A 19,088-nucleotide genomic window follows, 5' to 3' on the forward strand; every position below is an offset into this window, starting at 1 on the left:
TGCAGTCGCCGCCCCTAGCGTGGTAGGCGACCGCCGCTGTCGGGCAGCTCAGGGCTGCGCATATCGGCCGACGGCATGCCTTCGCCGGTTTCCACATAGCGCTTGAGACTGCTGCCCAGAAAGAAGCGCCAGCCGCGTGCGCAGGCCTCTTTGCAGGGCGAGTCGCGATAGCCGGAGTGTTCGAACTCCACCTGCGTGCCCTGGCTGGTGGAATGCAGGTCAAAGCGCATCACCGTGCCCTTCCAGGCGTCGGTGTCGAGCATGTTGGAGGCGTGGCAGCGCCAGCGCACCAGGCGGTAGTCGGCGCCGTCGTCGATGCTCAGCTCCACCCGCCAGCCCTGCCGGCTCCAGTCCAGCCGCACCCGGTTCTCGACCAGGCTCACCTCGCGTGTCCACCAGCGCGCCAGCTGCATGGGCTCGGACAAAGCGGCGCAGACCACTTCCGGCGCGGCCGCAATGACGATGCTGTGGCGGATCTCACGATTCATGTGATCGGCATTGGCTGCTTGAACCCCGATGATCGCGCATTTTGCCAGCCATTTGCAGGATGGTGTTTTTCGCTTGCCGAGTTCGCTCGTCCGGCGCTCACATGGCGCTGGGTACCATCGCCGCAAGCCCCCAACGACGAAGAGCAGGCATGACGACGCTTCCGATCCCGGTGATGGACGTTGCCGCGCAACGCGATCTGGCCACCGCGCACGCGCTGTTGGAAAACCCCGGCGTGGCCGCCCGACTGGCCAATGCAATGGGCGCGCCGATCGAGAGCCTGATCACCCGACGGCTGCCGAAGCTGGTCACCCGCAGCATCGACGGCGTGACCCGCCGCGCGCTGCAGGTGGCGATGAAATCGGCATTACTGAGCCTGCGCGGCAAGACCGATCTGCAGCAGCCTGCGTCCACCGCACGCCACACCATGGCGGTGGCTGTCGCCGGTGGTGCCGGCGGATTCTTCGGCCTGCCCGGGCTGTTGGTGGAGCTGCCGGTGACCACTACGGTGATGTTGCGCTCCATCGCCGATATCGCCCGTTCCGAAGGCGAATCGCTGCAGGATCCGGACACCGCGCTGGCCTGCCTGGAAGTGTTGGCGCATGGCGGGCGCAGTGTCAGCGACGACGGCGCCGAATCGGGCTACTTCGCGGTGCGCGCGGCAATGGCGCAACAACTCAGCGCTGCGGCGCATTACGTCACCGCGCACGGGTTTGCCAGCAAGGGCGCGCCGGTGCTGGTGTCGCTGGTGTCGCGCGTTGCGGCCAAGTTCTCGGTCAATGTCGGCGAAAAACTCGCCGTGCAGGCGGTGCCGCTGGTCGGTGCGGTGAGCGGCGCAACCCTCAATACCGTGTTCATGCGCCACTTCCAGGCGATGGCGCGCGGGCACTTCATCGTGCGCCGGCTGGAGCGGCGCTATGGCGAGGAAGCGGTGCGACGTGCGTATGACGCATTGCCGGCGGCGCGTTGAACCTAACGCCCCGCGGTGCCGCGCATCTGCCGCAGGCAAGCTGCAAGCTCCATCCAGGCAACCTGCAAGCATCCACGGAATTTGCGGGCCTGCGTTGATGCACGCGCACTCGCATGCGGGCGCGGCGCCGCATCGATGCCCTCGTGCGCACTGCGCAACGCCGCCGCCGCGCGCGACAATCGGCTTCGCTCTTCCTGGATATCTTCCATGACCAAACCCTTTTCGCCAGCCTCCGCGCGCAACCGCGACCCGATCCTGGAGGTGTTGCAACGGCACTTTGCCGACCGCCGCAATGTGCTGGAAATCGGTGCCGGGACCGGGCAGCACGCGGTGCATTTTGCGGCGGCGATGCCGTGGTTGCGCTGGCAGGCCAGCGATCATGCCGACCATCTGCCGGGCATGACGCAGTGGCTGGACGAGGCGGCACTGCCGAATACGCCGCCACCGATTGCATTGCAGGCGGCGCTGACGCCGACACCGGGCCTGGCGCCCACGCCGCCATTGCCGCCTGCGCAGGCGGGCGAGCCTGCCGGCTACGACGCGGTCTACAGCGCCAATACCTTGCACATCATGGGCTGGCCGCAGGTGCAGGCGTTGTTTGCGGGGTTGCCGGCGGTGATGGCGCCGGATGCGCTGCTGGTGGTGTATGGGCCGTTCAACCGCGATGGCCAATTCACCAGCCAGAGCAATCGCGCGTTCGATGCGATGCTGCGCGAACGCGATGCCGCATCGGGCATTCGCGATGCCGAAGCGGTGGATGCACTGGCGGCGTCGGTGGGCTTGCAGTTGATCGACGATGTGGCGTTGCCGGCGAACAACTGTTGCCGGGTGTGGGCGCGTCAGTCGCGTTGAGTGTGTCGCCGAGAGATTGCTGATATTGCAGCGCCGCTGTTTTCCAGTGAAGTGCAAAGGCCCTGGAAAGCGCGCCGCACGCGGGCCTGCGCTGATGAAGTGGCCGTGCACTGCCGCAGTCAGCGCCGGCGTCGTTCCAGCCACCACAGTGCTGCGGCCAGCGTGAGCCAGGCCAGCAGCCAGGGCCAGCGGGCGCCGGGCTGTGCTGTTGGCGCGCCGACGCTTGCGGGCGTGTCGATGGCGGCCATCGCAACGGTGGCGTCGCGGATCTGCTGGGTGTGCAGCGCGGGGGCATCGCCGGGCGCGCGGACATAGAGCCAGCGCTGTTCGGTGCCGGTCTGCAGACGATGCCAGCCTGCGGCGGCCGGCCAGTAGGCGGCGCAGGCCCGCGCGCCGCTGATGGGATCGATCAGCAGCGCTTGAGATGTGCCCGTAGGGTCGATGACTGCTGCGTCCGCGGCGACGCCACACAGCGTCATGCGGTGGTGCGACCAGCCAGTCTGCACCGCAGCCGGCGCGCTGCCGCCTGCGCGGGCGACAGCGCTCACCAGCTGCGCCCACAGCGCGGCATGCAGGTCGCTGCGGCCGGCCAGGACCAGGGCGAAGCTGTCTTCGATCAGGCCGATGCCGATGCGGCCGCGGCCTTGCGGCCGCCACCAGCCCAACGCGCTGCCGTCGTCTGCGCGTGCGGCGATCACGGCGTCGGCCTGTTGCGGCTGCAGGGTGCGGCGTTGCAGGGGCGGCAGTGGCGTGGCGTCGGCCGGCGTTGCGGCTGGGTCGCTGGCGCCGGGCGATGCCACCAGCGAGCGCGGCGCGGGGACCGCTGCGCCGGTGCTGCCGCCTGTCACGGCCAGGCCCAACTCGCCGAGCGCGGCGCGGGCGGCAGCATCCAGGGGGCCGTCGGTGCGCACCAGCACGCCCAGGCCGCGGCCGATCGCGGCGCGCATGCCCTGGCGCTGCGCGTTGCCCAGGGCGACCAGGCGGCGCTGGTCGATGACAAGCAGGTCCAGCGCATCCAGGCTGGCGGCATCCAGTGCAGCGCCCTCGCCCAGTTGCACGCCCGGGCCGACGGCGATCTGGCTGCGCACCTGCATGCCGGCATCGCTGGCCCAGCGGCGCAGGTATTTCAGTTCCGGCTGCGGCGCGCCGGCCAGCAACAGCACGCGTGCGGACGGCACTGCGGCGATCAGCACCGGCACCGGCACGCGGCTGCGTTCGGCGCCTGCGCCATCGCGCAGGCGCAGCGCGAACAGCACCTGCCCCGGTGCGCGCGCCTGGCCACGCAGCTGCACCTGGCCGGCCGCATCGGCGGCGGCGGTGTCGGCCACCTGCCCGGCCGGGTCCAGCAGCTCCACCCGCGCGCCCTGCAGGCCCTGCACGCGCGCGCTGATGGCGATGCGTTCGCCCGGTGCGGCCGGCGGCGGCGTGGAGACGGCGACCAGACCGGTCGGCGCGGGAGCCAGCGCCAGCCGCACAGGGACGCGCAGGCCGTCGCGGTCGCGCGCCGGCAGGCCGCTGCCATGCACAAACAGCGCGGTGGTGCCGGGCGCGCGCCGCAACGCGGTGGCCAGGTCCGGCACGCGTGCCACGCCGGGCAAGGCGGGTGCCTCGGGCAGGGCGACCCACGGCGCAGCAGTCGGGCGAACCTGGTCTGCCGGGGTGCCTGCGGTGGCGACATGCAGTTCGCTCGCACTGCCGGCGCGCGGCGGCGGCAGCAGCACCGGGTAGAGCAGGCCGGCCAGGAGCGGTTGGGCGGCGAGCAACAGCCACAGCCGCGCGCGTGGTTGCCGGGCATGTGCGCGCAGCAGCCGGAACCAGCTCAGCATCACCAGCAGCAGCAAGGCACTGCCGACCAGCCAGGGCAGCGCGAGCGTCATGCCTGCGGCTCCGCTTGCGTGCATCCAGCCCGCCGTGGCCCCACGCGGCGGGTCGCCGCGCGCGCATGCAGCAGGCGCACGCTGCCGCGTGCGGTCAACCGGGGTGGTGGTGGCATCATGGTTGCGGCTCCTGGCGCAGGGCATCCAGATAGCGCTGGCCGCGCGCGTCGGCAGGGGCGCGGCGGTGCAGCGGGGCCGGCGGGGCGACGAGGGTGCGCCAGACCTGGGCGCGCAGCTGGGCGCGGCAGCTGGCGCAAGCGGGTTCGGCGCGCAGGGTTTCCACCGCCGCGGCCAGGCCCAGCGGATCCTGCAGGCGCTCCTGCTGGGTCTGCAGCCACTGCGCGTAGCGGGCCAGGGTGGCGTCGGGTACCGGGGCCTGCTCGCCGAGGGCGTCCCACAACTGCAGCGCCGACGGGTCCGGATCCGGGCGGCTGTCCAGGCCGGCGGCACGGTCGCCCAGGCCGGCGCGGTCGCCGCTCAGGCGGCGGCCGGGGTCGATCGGCGGCAACTGCGTGCCGACCCGCGCCAGGTAGATGCGTTCGGCCTGCTGCACCTGCTTGATGAAACCCAGCGCCTTGTTGGCAAACGGCAACGCACGCTCCGGGTGGCCCTGGCGCAGCTCGCCCTCGGACTGCCACATCTGGTCCAGCGCGGCGCGCAGCAGCGCGCGGGTCTGCGGGTCGAGCAGGGTGGCGGCTTCGGCATGGTCGTGGGTGTGCCCGAACTCGGACAGCACGTCCTGCGCCTGGCCGAAGCCGCCGCGCTCCGGCCCGCCGTTGCCATGCGCATGGTCGTGGTCGTCCAGCGCGGCAGCGCCGGACTCGGCGGCATGGCCGTGCGCATCGTGCCCGTGTTCGTCCCGGGCGGGCGCGGGCGCCGCAGGCGTTGCCGGCGCATCCGCGGTGGGCATGTCGGCGGTGGGCAGATCCTCGGCCGGGGCGTCGCTGGTCGGCGCTTCGTCGGCGGTCGGCGGGCCCTTGGGCGCGCCTTCGCTCTCTTCGCCCAGGAACTGGCCGTAGCGCAGCCGCAGCAGGCGCTGGTCCACGCCGATGGCGTCGGCGCGCTTGAGGTAGGTGGCCGGGTCCAGGCGCGGCTTTTCCTTCAGCAGCGCCTCGGCGTCGATGATGATCTGGCGCTGGCTGCGGAAGTAGGCCGGCAAGGTCTGCTTGACGCTGGCCTCCAGGCCGGCGGCCATGGTCTGCTCCGGCGGTGGCCAGCGCAGGATCACACTGGCGCTGCGCCCTTCCTGCGGGCCGGGCTGGCGGGTGTCGTGCACGATGAGCTGGGCGATCAGGTCGTCGCCGGCGGCCATGCCCAGCGCCTGCGGCTGCAGCGTGGTGGAAAAGCCGCGCAGCCGGGCCGGGCCGCTGCCGCCGAGCGTGCGGCGCTGGGTCTTGAAGGTGATGTTCTCGCCGCTGCCCTGGGCCAGGGTCAGGCGCAGCTCGGCGCTGGCGGCGACCGCGTAGTCGTCGCTGGCTTCGAAGCGCAGCGTCCAGCCTCGATTGCCGGTCTGGGACGGCGTCCACAGCACCAGGCTCTGTTCGGGCGCCAGCACGCGCACCTGCGGCGGGCGGTCGGGCAGCACGTCGAGGCGATGCAGCTGGCGGTCGGCCGGCGCGCCGTCGATGAGGATGCGGTACAGGCTGGCGCGCTCGGCGACCCACTGACCCTGCCATTGATCGGTGCTGCCTTGCCGGGCCAGCGCGATGTTGCGGCCGTCACTGAGCCGCAGCCCCACGCTGCGCGGGGCCGGGTTGACCTGCAGCTGCCAGTGCAGCCGGGTGCCGGTGGGCACACGCGCATCCAGGCCGGGCAGGCGTGCGGGCGGCAGGCCGGTGTAGGCGGGCGGAGTGCTGTGCAGCCGCGCCTGACCCAGGGTGGGGGCGTCGGTGCCGGCGCGTGCGGCGGCGATCCGGTCGTTGCCTGCGGTGGGCCGGTGAGCGGGGTGCGGCCACAGCAGCACCGCGGCGCAGGCGAGCAGGCCGGGCAGGCCCCATGCCCAGGCGCACCGCCAGGGCCAGGCCGGGCGCAGATCACGCGGGGTGCTGCGCAGGCGTTGTTCCAGGCGCTGGCGTTGCAGGGCCTGCAACGGGCCGAGCTGCCCGGCCGGGGCGAACAGCAGGTCGCTGCTGTCTTCCAGATCCGCGTCGCGATCCAGCCGGCGGATCAGCCAGGTCTGGTCGAGCCGGCGTGCCGCCAGCAGCGCCACGCCGATCAGCGCCAGCAGGCCCAGGAGCAGCAACGGCAGGATCGCCGGCTGCGGACCGGTGCGCCACACCAGCAGCGCCGGCAGCACGGCCAGCGGCAGCCCGCACAGCAGCACGCCTGCGGCCTGCCGCCGCCGCGCGGCCTGCCAGGCGTGGTGCAGGGCCGGCGTGCTCATGCCGCGCGGCTCCGGCGGGGCGCGGTGGCCAGCCAGCGTTCGATCGCAAACAGCAGCAGCACCAGTCCGATCAGCCACGGCGCCAGCGGCCAGGGGGCACTGGCCAGGCGGATGGCGGGGCCGCGCTGCGGCTGCTGGGTCTGCGCCAGCGCGCGCTGTGGTGCAGGTGTCGACTGCAGGGCGTCGTGCAGGCGGGTGGGGAAGTCGGCATCCAGCAGCCCCGGCAGCCGCTGCGGCTGCAATGGCGCGGCCCAGCGCAGCAGGCGGCCGCGGCCAACCGTTGCGGCATCGATCAGCGCGGCGCCGTGTGCGTCCTGCAGCAGCGCTTGCAGCGGGCCCGCCAGTGCGGGCGGGGCCGGCGTCTGCGCATCGAGCAGCAACTGCCCGCCGGCCGCGACCCAGGCGATGACCGGCGCCGGTGGTGGGCGCTGCGACAGCCAGGCCACCACCGTGCCGGCTGGCCAGCGTGCCGGCTCGGCCGCGCCGGGGGTGCTTACCGGCAATGCGCCGGGCAGTGCCCAGGCGGCATGTACGGCGCGCAGATAGCGCAGGGCCGGCTCGGTGGGGGCATCGGCGATTGCCTGCAGCCGCAACGGTGGGACGGGCGCCACGGCGGCCGCCGGCGACTGGCCGGGCAGCACCTGCCAGCGCACCTCGCGCGACAGCTGCAGGCGTTGCGCATCCAGCGGCCCCCACTGGCTGGGCACGATCACGCGCAGCGCGGTCTCCGGCGGCAGGCTGGCATCGAGTTCGCGCAGCAGGCTGCCGACCGGCGGCGCTGTGCCGGCGGGCGTGGCGGGTGGGTGTGTCGCATCGGCAGCGATCGGCGGGAAGCCTGGGGCCAGCCACACCCACTGCGCGTTGGCCGCGTGGCCGAGCGCCCGGGCCGCGGCCAGATCCACGCCGGGGCTGACCGCGATGCGCGGGCGCGCCTGCTGGTGGTCGCGCAAGGCCGGCTCGGCCAGCAGCAGTGCCACTGCGGCGAGCAGCAGCAGGCGCACCAGCAGCAGCGGCCATTCGTCGAAACGCAGCCGGTGCCGGGGCCGCGGCTGCGCGCGCAGCCAGCGCAATGCGGCAAAGTCGGTGGGCCGGTGTTCGCTGCGTCGGGCCAGATGGATCAGCAACGGCAGCAGCAGTGCGGCCAATGCGGCCAGGCCGGCGGGGAACAGCAGGAGCAGGTTCACTGCTGCGCTCCCTCAGCTGCGGCGCTGGCGCCGGTGCGCTGGCTCATCGCCGCGCACCGTGTGCAAACAGCTCGCGCAATGCCGCATCCGGTGGCGCATCCAGGTAATGCACCGCGTGCGCGATGCCGGCCGCCTGCCAGCGCGCCTGCAGCGCGCGCTGGGCAGCGCCGAAGCGTTGCAGATACGCAGCGCGCATCGCGGCGCCGTCGCCGAGCAGTTCTTCGCCGGTTTCCGGGTCGCGGAAGCGGTGCCCGCCGCTGAAGGGAAAATCGCGTTCGTCGCAGGTCAGCACCTGCAGCTGCATCACCTCGCGGCGTGCGGCGGCGAGTTTTTCCAGCGCGCCGAGCAGGTCCTGGTCGAAGCCGTCGCCGATCGACAGCACCAGCGCATGGGCGGCGATGCGTTCCCACAGCGGACGCAGCGCGTCCATGCCCGGCCAGCGGCCACCGGCGCGCAGCCCGTGCAGGGCCAGCCAGAGCCGGTCGCGCTGGCGCGGCCCGCCACCGGCCGGCACGGCCACCAGGCCATCGCCATGCACCGCGAACAGGCCGACCTGGTCGCCTTGCCGCAGCGCGACCTCGGCAGCGCACGCGGCCAGGGTCGCCATCGCCTGCAGGCGGGTGACCTGCGGGCGCGCCTGGTCGGCCTGGCCGGCGGAGGCGGTGGCGTCGAGCAACACCCACAGCGTCAGCGGGCTTTCGCGCTCGGCCTCGCGCACGAAGAACCGGTCCGAGCGGGCGTAGAGCTTCCAGTCGATCTGGCGCAAGGCATCGCCGGGCTCGTAGGCGCGGTATTGCGAGAATTCCAGCCCGGCGCCGCGGCTGCGGCTGGCGTGCTGGCCGATCCCTTGCGCGCCCTGCGCCTGCCGCGCACGCAGCTGCAGGCCGCGCAGGCGGCTGCGCAGCTCGGCGGGAATCAGTGCCGGCACGTCCATGCTCACGCCGCAACGCGCCTCACGCCGGGAACGGCACGGCGCGCAGCAGCGCGGCGACCACATCGTCGGCGCTGCGTTGCTCAGCCTCGGCGGCGAACGACAGCAACAGGCGGTGGCGCATCACCGGCGCGGCCAGCGCGACGACATCCTCGCGGGTGGCGGCAAGGCGGCCATGCAACAGCGCACGCGCCTTGGCCGCCAGCACCAGCGATTGCCCGGCGCGCGGGCCGGCGCCCCATTTGATCCACTGGCGCACGTCCTCGCTGGCCTGCGGGCCTGGGCGGCTGGCGCGTACCAGGCGATTGATCCAGGTCAGCAGATCCGCGCCCACATGCACGTGCCGCACCTGCTGCTGCAGCGCCAGCACGCTGTCGGCATCCATCACCCTGGGCACCTGCGCGCTGCTGGTGCCGGTGGTCTGGCTGAGGATGTCGCGCTCTTCCTGCTCGCTGGGATAGTCCACCCGCACATGCAGCAGGAAGCGGTCCAGCTGCGCTTCCGGCAACGGATAGGTACCGGCCTGTTCGATCGGGTTCTGCGTGGCCAGCACGAAAAACGGTGCCGGCAACGCATAGGTGGTGCCGGCGTAGCTCACCGTGCGCTCGCTCATCGCCTCCAGCAGCGCGGCCTGGGTCTTGGGCGGGGTGCGATTGAGCTCGTCGGCCAGCAGCAGGTTGGTGAAGATCGGCCCCTGCTGGAACCGGAACTGGCGATGTCCGGTGCCGTGATCCTCTTCCAGCAGCTCGGTGCCGAGAATGTCGCTGGGCATCAGGTCCGGGGTGAACTGCACGCGGCGGAACTGCAGCTCCAGCGCCTGCCCCAGCGAGCGCACCAGCAGCGTCTTGCCCAGGCCGGGCGCGCCTTCCAGCAGGCAGTGGCCGCCGGCGAGCAGGCCGATCAGCAGTTGCTCCACCACCGCGTCCTGGCCCACCACCGCCTGCGCCAGGGCCGCACGCAACGCGCCGAGTTGGGAGAGCTGCCGGGTGAGGGTGTCGTCGTTGGGGGAAGTCATGGGAACCGTCTCGTTGTGGGACTGCTGGCGTAGGAGCGTGCGATGCGGCGTTAGCGCTAAGGCATCGCGCGCAAGCGCGCTCCTACAAAGGCGTGCGGGACTCGCGGGTGCGATGGCGGTGGTTGGCGGTGGATGCCGTGCCCGTGCCTGCAAAACATCTCACGCGATGTGTGCAGGAGCGCGCTGGCGCGCGATGCTGCGTTACCGGTACGGCATCGCGCGCCAGCGCGCCCCACAGGGTGGTTTCAGTTGGTCAATGCATACATCACGATGTTCACTGCGAACTTGGTGTTGTCTTCGGCCAGGAAGCGTTTGTTGCGCCAGTCGTAGTCCCATTCGCAGCCGTAATCCTTGTTGCTGTACAACACGCCGAGCCGGCCGTCGATGCTGATGCCCCTGAGATAATCGTGCACCAGGTCGTCGCCCCAGCCATTGAGCTCGAAACTGGTGGCCGGCGGGCCGTCGGGGAAATTGAAGAATGCGCTGTAAAGGCGGTGGTTCTTGGGCAATTTCTGCAGCGCGGTCTTGCCGAAGATGGAGGTCATCTGCGCTTCGAACGAGGTGGCGAACAGCCCGTCGATATCGTGGTTGCAATCGTCCACGAACACGAAGCCGCCATTGCGCACATAGCGCTCGAAGTTGCGCCGCTCGGCGGGATTGAACTCCACCAGCTTGTGACCGGACAGATAGCAGAACGGCGCCTGCAGCATGCGCAGATCGGCCAGGTCCAGCACATGTTCCTGCGGGTCCACGCGCAGCTGGGTGTAGTCGATCAGCGAGGTGATCAGGTTGGACGGCATGCGCGCATCCACATCCCAATCGCCCGAGTCATACCGCAGCCGGGTAAACCAGAAATCGTAATTGCCCGCCGCCCGCGCGCGCTGCGGCAACGCCAACGCAGCGACGCTACCGAGCAGCAACCCAAGGAAATGACGGCGCGATGTCGGGGCCATGAAGAAACAGGGAACCGGAAGCGCTGGTAAACAATCCGGTTGGGAAGAGCGGCTCTTGCTCTCCCATTCCCGATTCCCCAATCCCGATTCCCGGCTCCTCCTCACACCGCATCCGACAACGAGGTAAACGTAAAGTCGCGCAGCCGCATCGGCGGGATCATCATCACGTAGCTGGATTCATCGCCGGCCACGCGTACCGGCCTGCCCAGCTCGTCGATGTTGTTGAGCATGATGATCGGCGATTCGTTGAAGCGGAAATTCTTCACCGGGTACTTGATCTGCCCGTTCTCGATGTAGAAGGTGCCGTCGCGGGTCAGCCCGGTCAGCAGCACGGTCTGCGGGTCGACCATGCGGATGTACCAGGTGCGCGTGACCAGGATGCCCTTCTCGGTGCCGCGCACCAGCTCGGCAATGTTCTTGTCGCCACCGGCCATCAGCAGGTTGCCCGGCTCGCCGACCGCGCGCTTGCCGTTCTTCTGCGCCCAGAACCGCGAATACTGCAGGTTGGCGATCTTGCCGTTCTCCACGATCGGCATCTTCTCGCGCGGCAGGCCTTCCTCGTCCCACGGCAGCACGGCGGCACGTGCATCCCACGGGTCGGCGGTGATGTTCACGCGCGGATCGTAGACCTGCTCGCCCAGCTTGTTGCCGCCGCCCTTCTTGGACAGGAAGCTGCGGCCCTCGTCGGCCATGCGCGCATCGAAGTAGCGCATCATGAAAGAAATCAGGCCTGCCGCCGCTGCCGGCTCCAGGATCACCGTGTACTTGCCCGGTTCCAGCGCCTTGGCTTCGGACGAGTCGCTGGCCTTGCGCATGGCGATGCGGATGTCCTGCTCGGCCTTGAAGTCGGCGGCATCCTTGAGGTTGCGGCCCACCCAACCCGAGCCGCGACCGTCTTCGGTACGCACGGTGCAGGTGTAGTCGAAACGCGCGCCACGCTGGTAGCCGAAGTTGCCCTTGCTGTTGGCGAACGCGGTAAAGCTCTGGCCATCTTCCAGGAAGCCGGCCGCGATCAATCCCTTGCCCTTGCACGGGGCGATCGAATCGGCGGCCACCTGCGCGCGGAATGCCGGGTCGATGGCGGCAGTGGATTCGCTGAAGGTGGGGCTGGGCCTGTAGGTCTGCTTGTCCACCGCCGGCATGAACTCCGGATTTTCAGGCGCCAGCCGCGCCAGGTCTTCGGCACGCCGCACCACGCGCTCCAGCGCGGCGTCGTCGAACTCGTTGATGGTGGCGATGCCCACGCGCTTGCCGAACGCCACCTGCACCTGCAGGTCGGTGTTGTCGACGATGCCGCTGGTGGACACGTTGTTGAGTGCGAAACGGATATTGCCGTCGATCGAGCCGCTGAGCGTGGCGGTGCACTCGTCGGCCCTGGACAGCTTGATGACCTTGTCCAGGATGGCCTTGGCCTGCGCTTCGGTAAGGATGCTCATGTGGGTTTCTCCTGTCAGCCGAGCGAGCGGGCGGTGTTGATGACGTTGATGCCGTCGAAACGGGCGGTGGACGAGCCATGCGAGACCGCCGAGGACTGGCTCGGCTGGCCCTTGCCGTCGAAGAACGAGCCGCCCAGGCGGTAGTCGCGTTGATCGGCCACCGCGCTGCAGGCGTTCCAGAATTCCGGCGTGCGGATCTGGTAGGCCACGTCCTCGAGCATGCGGGTGATCGCGCCGTTCTTGATCTCGTAGAACAGCTGGCCGCCGAACTGCGCGTTGTAGCGCTGCTGGTCGATGGAGAACGAGCCGTCGCCGATGATGTAGATGCCGTTTTCCACGTTCTTGATCAGATCGCTCACGCTCAACGGTGTCTTGCCGGCGGCCAGCGACACATTGGCCATGCGCTGGAACTGCACGCTCGACCACGAGTCGGCGTAGCAGCACCCATCGGAGGCGGTCTTGCCGAGGATATGCGCCTGGTCGCGGATGGCCTGGTAGTCCACCAGCTTGCCATCGCGGATCAGGTCCCACTGCTTGGTCTTGACGCCTTCATCGTCGTAGCCCACCGCGCCCAGGCTGCCGGGCTGGGTCTTGTCGGCCAGGATGTGCACCTTGTCGCTGCCGTACTGGAAACCGGCCTTGAGCTTGTCCAGCGTGGCGAAACTGGTGCCGGCGAAATTGGCCTCGTAGCCGAGCACGCGATCCAGCTCCAGCGGGTGGCCGACCGACTCGTGGATGGTGAGCCAGGTGTGCGAGGGGTCCAGCACCAGATCGTACTTGCCCGGCTTCACCGACGGCGCCTTGAGCTTTTCCTGCGCCTGTTTGGCCGCGGCAATCGCGTCCTCCTTCATGTCGTAGGACAGGCCGTAATTCACCACGCCATTGGGCGAGACGAACTTGCCCGAGGCGGCGCCATCCAGATATTCGTAGCCCAGGCCCATCGGCGCGGACAAGCCGTCGCGGGTGCGGAACTTGCCGCTGGCCTTGTCGATGGCGGTCACGCTCAGCGGCGCCCAGATGCGGTGCACGTCCTGGTCGATATACGAGCCGTCGGTGCTGGCAAAGTACTTCTGCTCGTTGACCACGAACAGCATCGAATTGACGAAGTTGGCGCCGGCAGCGGTGGCGGCAGCGTTGACGCCCAGCAGCAGGTCCACCTTGTCCTTGATCGGCACTTCCATCGCGTTTTTCTTGATCGGCGTCTTCCAGCTGACCTCGCCCACGCCCGGCGTGGGCGCCAGCTGCACCGGCGTGCCCTGCACCTTGGCATTGGCCTTGGCGATCGCGGCAGCCTGCGAGGCGGCCTTGGCCACGCCCTGTTCGGTGAGCTCGTTGGTGGCGGCAAATCCCCAGGCGCCCGCCACCAGGACGCGCACGCCCGCACCGATGGATTCGGTGTTGACCACGTTCTGCACCTTGTCCTCGCGGGTGATGACGAACTGGCGCAGATAACGGCCGATGCGCACATCGCAATAGCTCGCACCGGCCTGGCGCGCGGCGTTGAGGCCGGCATCGGCCAGGCGCTTCTTGCGGCCCACATCCAGCTGCGTCACCAACTGCTCGGCGGCGATCGCCTTGCCGAAGTAGGCGGGCACGATCAGGCCGCCCATGGTCAGCCCGGTCAGGGCCAGGAAATCACGTCGCTGCACGGCAACTCCCCAATGATCCCGCGCGGCGCGCAGGTAGTGTGGTGACGCACAGATCGCTATCTGCGCGGTATCGCCGATTCTTGCCGGGCGATGAACGCTGCGTCAAATGACTTTCGGCAGGGGTCGTTGCGCAAACGCTATACCTGCATGAAGCGAGTAGCGCAGCAGGCCTGCGCGTGTGGCGAGCGCTGCTGACCGGCTGCGATGGATGTGGCTGTGCGTTAAGAGCTCTGGATGTCGGGCATGCGTGGTTTGTCTGCGATCGTGCATGTGCGATCCGCAGGTCGCCGGCGGCGGTGTTTGCTTCATGGGGGTCTGGCTGAAAAGCGTTTGATCTGCGGCTTGGTTGCATGGTCCTTGCCCGCCCACCATCGCAGGACACGCCGCAAGTACGTCCGTGTAGGCGCTTACGCGGCATCCATGCCGCGTAAGGTCCCGCGAGGGTGGGCGGGCAAGGACCAGTCACGATGGTCGGGGTGCATGGTTTTAAACAAGGCAACCAATCAACTGTTTGGTGAGGGCACCACGCCCTCTACCGACCAGGTTCTCTCAACCCAAGGCGCGCGCGGTGTTGATCACGTTGATCCCATCGAAGCGCGCCGTGGACGACCCGTGCGAGACCGCTGATACCTGGCTGGGTTGGCCCTTGCCATCGAAGAACGAGCCGCCCAGGCGGAAATCGCGTTGATCGCAGACCGCGCTGCAGGCATTCCAGAATTCCGGCGTGCGGATCTGGTAGGCGCCATCTTCCACCAGGCGTGTGACCTGGCCGTTCTCGATTTCGTAGAACAATTGCCCGCCGAACTGCGCGTTGTAGCGCTGCTGATCGATCGAATACGAGCCGCGCCCGTGGATGTACAGCCCACGCTCGACGTTCTTGATCATGTCGGCAACAGCCAGCGGCGTCTTGCCTGCCGCCAGCGAGACGTTGGGCATGCGCTGGAACTGCACGCTGGACCACGAGTCGGCATAGCTGCAGCCATCGGACGCGGTCTTGCCGAGCAGATGCGCCTGATCGCGCGTGCATTGGTAATCGACCAGGATGCCGTCCTTCACCAGCTCCCACTGCTTGCCCTTGACGCCTTCATCGTCGTACCCCACTGCGCCCAGGCTGCCGGGCTGGGTGCGGTCGGCGACGAAGGTCACCGCATCGCTGCCCCAGCGGAAACCGGCATCGCGCTTGTCCAGCGTGGCGAAACTGGTGCCGGCGTAATTGGCCTCGTAACCGAGCACGCGATCGAGCTCGAGCGGGTGGCCCACCGACTCGTGGATGGTGAGGAACAGGTTGCTCGGGTCGATCACCAGATCGTATTTGCCGGCCTTCACCGACGGTGCGGTGAGTTTGGCGCGTGCCTGCTTGGCGGCGGCGGTCGCATCCTCGCGCGCGTCGTAACTGTGGCCGTAGCCGATGAGTCCGCCAGGCAACCGATGCTTCTGGCTGGCATCGCCGTCCAGGTATTCGTAGCCCATGCCCATTGGCGAAGACAGCCCGTCGCGGGTGCGGAACTTGCCGCTGGCCTTGTCCACCGCGGTGACGGTGAACGGTAGCCACAACCGGTGCACATCCTGATCGATGTAGGAGCCATCGCTGCTGGCGAAGTACTTCTGCTCGTTGATCGCAAACAGGCGCGAGGCCACGAACGTGGCGCCGGCATTGAGTGCGGCCGCGTTGACGTCCATCAGCAGCGCCACCTTGTCCTGCAGCGGCACCTCCATTGCGTTCTTCCTGATCGGCGTCTTCCAGCTGACCTGTCCGGCCGGCGTCACCGGCGCCAGCTGCACCGGCGAGCCGCCCAGCCGCGCGTTGGCCTTGGCGATCGCCACCGCCTGGCGCGTGGCGGTGGCCACGCCATCGCTGGTGAGCGTGTTGGTGGCCGCAAACCCCCACGCGCCATCGGCCAGCACGCGCACGCCCACGCCGCTGGATTCGGCATTGACCACGTTCTCCACCTGCGCCTCGCGGGTGATCACGAACTGGCGCAGATAACGGCCCACGCGCACATCGCAGTAACTGGCACCAGCGGCCTTGGCGGTGCTGAGCGCGGTATCGGACAAGCGACGGCTGCGCGCGGCATCGTTGGGCGTAAGCAACTGCTCGGCCGCGATCAGGCGCGTGTTCGGCAGCAGCAGCCCGGCAGCACCGATGCCGGACAGGGTGAGGAAGGTACGACGGTCCACGGCGGTTCTCCGTTGAAGGCCAGCGGCACGACTCCCCGCCGCGCCAGCCCCCGAGACTGGCCCGTGCAGGCGACGGCGGTCAAGGGGGCAGTGCCGGCCTGGCGTCAGGCAGCTCCAACTGCAAAGCGGAGACATCGGCATCGTCGGCAGGGCCGTGGCGCGAAGGCAATGCGGGCATGCCAGGCGCGGCCGCCGTCACCGCAGAGACCGAAAGGTCGTTCGCAGATGATCGACAAACACCGGCGGATTCTCCATTGCCGCAAAATGTCCGCCCCGCTCCGCTTCGCCGAAAAAGCGGAGGTCGGCAAAGCGTCGCTCTGCCCAGCGCCGGGAAACGCGCACCTGCTCGCCGGGAAACATGCTGATGCCGGTGGGCGTGGGCATTGGATGCGAAGGCATCTCCGCCATCGCCTCATGCGCGGCTTCCCAATACAGGCGTGCAGAGCTGGGCCCTGCGTTCGGGAGCCAGTACAGCATGATGTCATCGATGAGGTGGTCCAGGGCGAACACGTTCTCCGGCTCGCCGTCGCTTTGTGAGACGTCCTGAAAGAGTGCATAGATCCATGCAGCCAGGCCCACCGGGGAGTCAGCCAAACTGAAGCCCACCGACTGCGGCCGTGTGCTTTGCAGCTTCATGTAGCCGGAAAATTCCGCGTAGTAGCGCTGGGCGTCTTCCAGCATCTTCTGCTCGGCCGGTGTGGCTTCGGCGATTTCCTGGGTGCTGGGTTCGAACATCACCATGTTCAGATGGAGACCCCGCAAGCCGGGTGGCTGCATGAATCCAAGCGCGGTGGTGATCGCACTGCCCCAATCGCCGCCCTGTGCGGCCCAACGCTCGCCATAACCCAGACGGCGCATCAGTTCGACCCATGCGGCAGCCGTGCGCCCGACGCCCCAGCCACGGGCGGTTGGCTTTGCAGAGAAACCAAAGCCAGGCAAGGATGGGATGATGAGATGAAACGCGTCCGACGCCTGCCCGCCATGGGCCACCGGGTCACTCAAGGGGCCGATCACCTCGCGGAATTCGAGCACCGATCCGGGCCACCCGTGCGTCAGCAGCAACGGAAGCGCGTCTGGCTCCGGCGAGCGGACATGCAGGAACTGGATCTCCAGTCCATCGATCGTGGTGCGACTGCTGTTCCAGCCGTTCAATAACCGCTCGGTCGCACGCCAGTCGTAGCCAGACTGCCAGCGGTCCACCAGGCGCCGGATGCGCTCGCTCTGCGGGCCTTGGCTGTGGTCCTCCACGGTTTCCCTACTTGGCCACCGCGTTTGCCTGAGCCGGTGTGCGAGGTCATCCAGCTCCGCCTGTGCAACCTGGATGTGGAACGCTGCAATGCCATCGCGCATCTCAAGACTCCCGTACATAGGTATTGGCCAGTGTCTGGCGGGCTGTTTGCCAGGCGCGCGCACCGTAGCGATCGTTATCCAGTGGGACCAGTTTGCCGCGCCCGCTCATCATGTCGCGCAGATATTGCATGCCCTGCCAGGGAGGGAAGGGGTCATCGCTTGCGGGCGTGAGTGCACGCACCGCACTGATGATTGCCGACATCGTCCCGAGCCCACCTGGCCTGAGCGTGCGATAGCGCTGCCCGGTGAGTTGGGTGAGCAGTTGCGCGATGTCGTTGGGCGAAATGCTGTTGCCGGCAATGCGCAGGTCCCGTGGGGCCGTGGAATCCAGTGCGGCCGCCGCCGTGTAGCTGGCAACGTCGTCTTTGGCGGTGAAATCGAGCTGCTGGTTGGCGTCGCCAAAATGCATCACACGACGGCCTGGGAACACGAGGCGCGCACTGCCCTCGAGAAGCTCCAGAAAACCGCCGCACAGAACCGACGTGGCCGCGATCGGCGCGGCATCGAGTTGGTCTCTGAATCGGCGCCGCAAATCCAGGTTTCGATTGTCGCCCGGCCGTGTCTTCGTATAGTCCAGCGAGAAATCAGACGGGATGAAGCGAGGCACGCCGGCGCTGACCGCTGCATGCAACAGCTTTCCCTGTTGACCCAGCATGACGTCTTCCAGGCCGTTGAGCGCGGAAACGACGCATGCCGCATTCCCGACCGCTTCACGCAACGAGTTGGCGTCTTCCATCTCGACGTAGCGGATCGTGATGTTCCTGCGTTGCAGGGCCGCAATACGGTCCTTGCCTGCGCCTTGCCGAACAAGCGCAACCACCGCGGCGCCCTGGTCCTGCAGGGCAAAGGCGATGCGGCAACCCAGGTCGCCGGTGGCGCCTGCAACAACGATTGGGGATCTCACATCTGACGTCATGACTTGCCTCTCGCTTGGGTCTTTTGCGCCAACGACGGCAACGGGAACTGCAACAGAAGATGCAGGCTGTCTGTCACGCAGCACCCAGGCCATTCGCCGGCTTGGCAGACCACGCAGCGAATAACTGAACGATAACGTTCAGTTGATGGCAATGCAAGCGGCGTGTAAGTTTTCGTGCATGAAAGCGGTCAAGCAAAAATCAAAAGGCGGACGGCCGCCACTCGATAAGGCGGGCGATGTCGAACGGCGCTTACTCGATGCGGCACTGCAACTCTTCCTGGAACGCGGGTTCGAGCACACGTCGTGCGAGGACATCGCGCGGCTGGCAGGCGCGGGCAAGGCAAGCCTTTACGCGCGCTACGCCAACAAAGACGCCATCTTCGAGGCGGTGGTCCGTCGCGATGTCGACACCCAGCCGCAGCCTGCCGCAGCCAGCGTCCCCATGGATCTGGAGGGGCGCCTGAGACACGCAGGACAAGGGATACTTGCGCACGCATTACAGCCCCAGACGGTGGCCATGATGCGCCTGGTCGTCGGCACCTCCATCCGCGCGCCGGCGCTTGCCGCTGAAGTCAACCGCATCGGCTGGGAGGGCGGGCTACGACGCGTGCAGATGACGATCCTGGACGGCCCAGATCAACCGGCCAATCCGTCTGCGTTGGCAAGCCACTTCGTCGACCTGGTGTTCGCGCCGCATCAACTGCGCGCGCTGCTGGGCGAACACCCGGACGATCTGATCGCCACCGCATCGGCGCGTGTGGAGTGGGCGCTTGCACTTCTCAAGGATGCTGGCCAGCTGCAGACCGGAAGTGCGCAGTGACGCCCCTGAGTTGCAGGAATCCTTGAACAACGCAGCGGAACGACGCGACAGTCCCCACGCATGGCGATGGGGCTCCATGGAACCGGCA

At 68.5% G+C, this 19,088-nt stretch carries 15 protein-coding genes; 3 read left to right on the forward strand and 12 right to left on the reverse strand.

Annotated elements, in window-relative coordinates; genetic code table 11:
* Nucleotides 1–14: 14 nt before the first annotated feature.
* Nucleotides 15–488: an SRPBCC family protein gene (locus GGR73_RS14935; protein ID WP_184457643.1), complete on the reverse strand. Its 474-nt coding sequence runs from the start codon at nucleotides 486–488 to the stop codon at nucleotides 15–17.
* A 173-nt stretch (nucleotides 489–661) separates the two neighbouring features.
* On the opposite strand from GGR73_RS14935, the gene GGR73_RS14940 reads away from it, so the two are divergent.
* Complete coding sequence (locus tag GGR73_RS14940; RefSeq protein WP_184457960.1) at nucleotides 662–1,456, forward strand: EcsC family protein; 795 nt, start codon at nucleotides 662–664, stop codon at nucleotides 1,454–1,456.
* 207 nt (nucleotides 1,457–1,663) lie between these two features.
* Nucleotides 1,664–2,308, forward strand: coding sequence for a DUF938 domain-containing protein (locus tag GGR73_RS14945; RefSeq protein ID WP_184457645.1), 645 nt, complete (start codon nucleotides 1,664–1,666; stop codon nucleotides 2,306–2,308).
* 119 nt (nucleotides 2,309–2,427) lie between these two features.
* Here GGR73_RS14945 and GGR73_RS14950 read toward each other — a convergent pair whose 3' ends face one another.
* From GGR73_RS14950 to GGR73_RS15000, 11 genes are all read right to left on the reverse strand, one after another.
* Nucleotides 2,428–4,329, reverse strand: coding sequence for a carboxypeptidase regulatory-like domain-containing protein (locus GGR73_RS14950; RefSeq protein ID WP_184457647.1), 1,902 nt, complete (start codon nucleotides 4,327–4,329; stop codon nucleotides 2,428–2,430).
* A complete protein-coding gene (locus GGR73_RS14955; RefSeq protein WP_184457649.1) occupies nucleotides 4,301–6,568 on the reverse strand; it encodes a hypothetical protein in 2,268 nt (755 codons plus the stop codon). The genes GGR73_RS14950 and GGR73_RS14955 overlap by 29 nt, the downstream gene beginning before the upstream one ends.
* Nucleotides 6,565–7,752 (reverse strand): BatA domain-containing protein, encoded by a 1,188-nt coding sequence (locus tag GGR73_RS14960; protein WP_184457651.1) that lies wholly within the window; start codon nucleotides 7,750–7,752, stop codon nucleotides 6,565–6,567. The genes GGR73_RS14955 and GGR73_RS14960 overlap by 4 nt, the downstream gene beginning before the upstream one ends.
* 43 nt (nucleotides 7,753–7,795) lie before the next feature.
* Nucleotides 7,796–8,692, reverse strand: a complete 897-nt coding sequence (locus GGR73_RS14965; protein WP_039517961.1) for a DUF58 domain-containing protein — start codon at nucleotides 8,690–8,692, stop codon at nucleotides 7,796–7,798.
* 13 nt (nucleotides 8,693–8,705) lie between these two features.
* Nucleotides 8,706–9,698 (reverse strand): AAA family ATPase, encoded by a 993-nt coding sequence (locus GGR73_RS14970; RefSeq protein WP_024940482.1) that lies wholly within the window; start codon nucleotides 9,696–9,698, stop codon nucleotides 8,706–8,708.
* 245 nt (nucleotides 9,699–9,943) lie between these two features.
* Nucleotides 9,944–10,651, reverse strand: a complete 708-nt coding sequence (locus GGR73_RS14975; protein WP_456362985.1) for a DUF4159 domain-containing protein — start codon at nucleotides 10,649–10,651, stop codon at nucleotides 9,944–9,946.
* A gap of 101 nt (nucleotides 10,652–10,752) precedes the next feature.
* On the reverse strand, nucleotides 10,753–12,087 hold the full coding sequence (locus tag GGR73_RS14980; protein WP_184457656.1) for a TldD/PmbA family protein: 1,335 nt from the start codon (nucleotides 12,085–12,087) through the stop codon (nucleotides 10,753–10,755).
* A 14-nt stretch (nucleotides 12,088–12,101) separates the two neighbouring features.
* Nucleotides 12,102–13,736: a TldD/PmbA family protein gene (locus GGR73_RS14985; RefSeq protein WP_024940479.1), complete on the reverse strand. Its 1,635-nt coding sequence runs from the start codon at nucleotides 13,734–13,736 to the stop codon at nucleotides 12,102–12,104.
* A 549-nt stretch (nucleotides 13,737–14,285) separates the two neighbouring features.
* Nucleotides 14,286–15,914 (reverse strand): TldD/PmbA family protein, encoded by a 1,629-nt coding sequence (locus tag GGR73_RS14990; RefSeq protein WP_184457657.1) that lies wholly within the window; start codon nucleotides 15,912–15,914, stop codon nucleotides 14,286–14,288.
* Between the two features lie 195 nt (nucleotides 15,915–16,109).
* Entirely contained in the window at nucleotides 16,110–17,264 is a 1,155-nt protein-coding gene (locus GGR73_RS14995; protein ID WP_184457659.1) for an epoxide hydrolase, read from the reverse strand.
* Between the two features lies 1 nt (nucleotide 17,265).
* On the reverse strand, nucleotides 17,266–18,180 hold the full coding sequence (locus GGR73_RS15000) for an NmrA family NAD(P)-binding protein (RefSeq protein ID WP_184457661.1): 915 nt from the start codon (nucleotides 18,178–18,180) through the stop codon (nucleotides 17,266–17,268).
* A gap of 178 nt (nucleotides 18,181–18,358) precedes the next feature.
* Here GGR73_RS15000 and GGR73_RS15005 point away from each other — a divergent pair, with 178 nt between their 5' ends.
* Nucleotides 18,359–19,000 (forward strand): TetR/AcrR family transcriptional regulator, encoded by a 642-nt coding sequence (locus tag GGR73_RS15005; RefSeq protein ID WP_184457663.1) that lies wholly within the window; start codon nucleotides 18,359–18,361, stop codon nucleotides 18,998–19,000.
* Nucleotides 19,001–19,088 lie beyond the last annotated feature (88 nt).

The sequence above is a fragment of the Xanthomonas sp. F14 genome, assembly GCF_014199865.1.

What these genes read in the sequence shown, in the direction of transcription:
- GGR73_RS15005 (WP_184457663.1), top strand. Translation starts at nt 18,359, where the DNA reads ATGAAAGCGGTCAAGCAAAAATCAAAAGGCGGACGGCCGCCACTCGAT.
- GGR73_RS14950 (WP_184457647.1), bottom strand. Translation starts at nt 4,329, where the DNA reads ATGCCCTGCGCCAGGAGCCGCAACCATGATGCCACCACCACCCCGGTT.
- GGR73_RS14970 (WP_024940482.1), bottom strand. Translation starts at nt 9,698, where the DNA reads ATGACTTCCCCCAACGACGACACCCTCACCCGGCAGCTCTCCCAACTC.
- GGR73_RS14975 (WP_456362985.1), bottom strand. Translation starts at nt 10,651, where the DNA reads ATGGCCCCGACATCGCGCCGTCATTTCCTTGGGTTGCTGCTCGGTAGC.
- GGR73_RS14980 (WP_184457656.1), bottom strand. Translation starts at nt 12,087, where the DNA reads ATGAGCATCCTTACCGAAGCGCAGGCCAAGGCCATCCTGGACAAGGTC.
- GGR73_RS14955 (WP_184457649.1), bottom strand. Translation starts at nt 6,568, where the DNA reads ATGAGCACGCCGGCCCTGCACCACGCCTGGCAGGCCGCGCGGCGGCGG.
- GGR73_RS14995 (WP_184457659.1), bottom strand. Translation starts at nt 17,264, where the DNA reads ATGCGCGATGGCATTGCAGCGTTCCACATCCAGGTTGCACAGGCGGAG.
- GGR73_RS15000 (WP_184457661.1), bottom strand. Translation starts at nt 18,180, where the DNA reads ATGACGTCAGATGTGAGATCCCCAATCGTTGTTGCAGGCGCCACCGGC.
- GGR73_RS14940 (WP_184457960.1), top strand. Translation starts at nt 662, where the DNA reads ATGGACGTTGCCGCGCAACGCGATCTGGCCACCGCGCACGCGCTGTTG.
- GGR73_RS14945 (WP_184457645.1), top strand. Translation starts at nt 1,664, where the DNA reads ATGACCAAACCCTTTTCGCCAGCCTCCGCGCGCAACCGCGACCCGATC.
- GGR73_RS14935 (WP_184457643.1), bottom strand. Translation starts at nt 488, where the DNA reads ATGAATCGTGAGATCCGCCACAGCATCGTCATTGCGGCCGCGCCGGAA.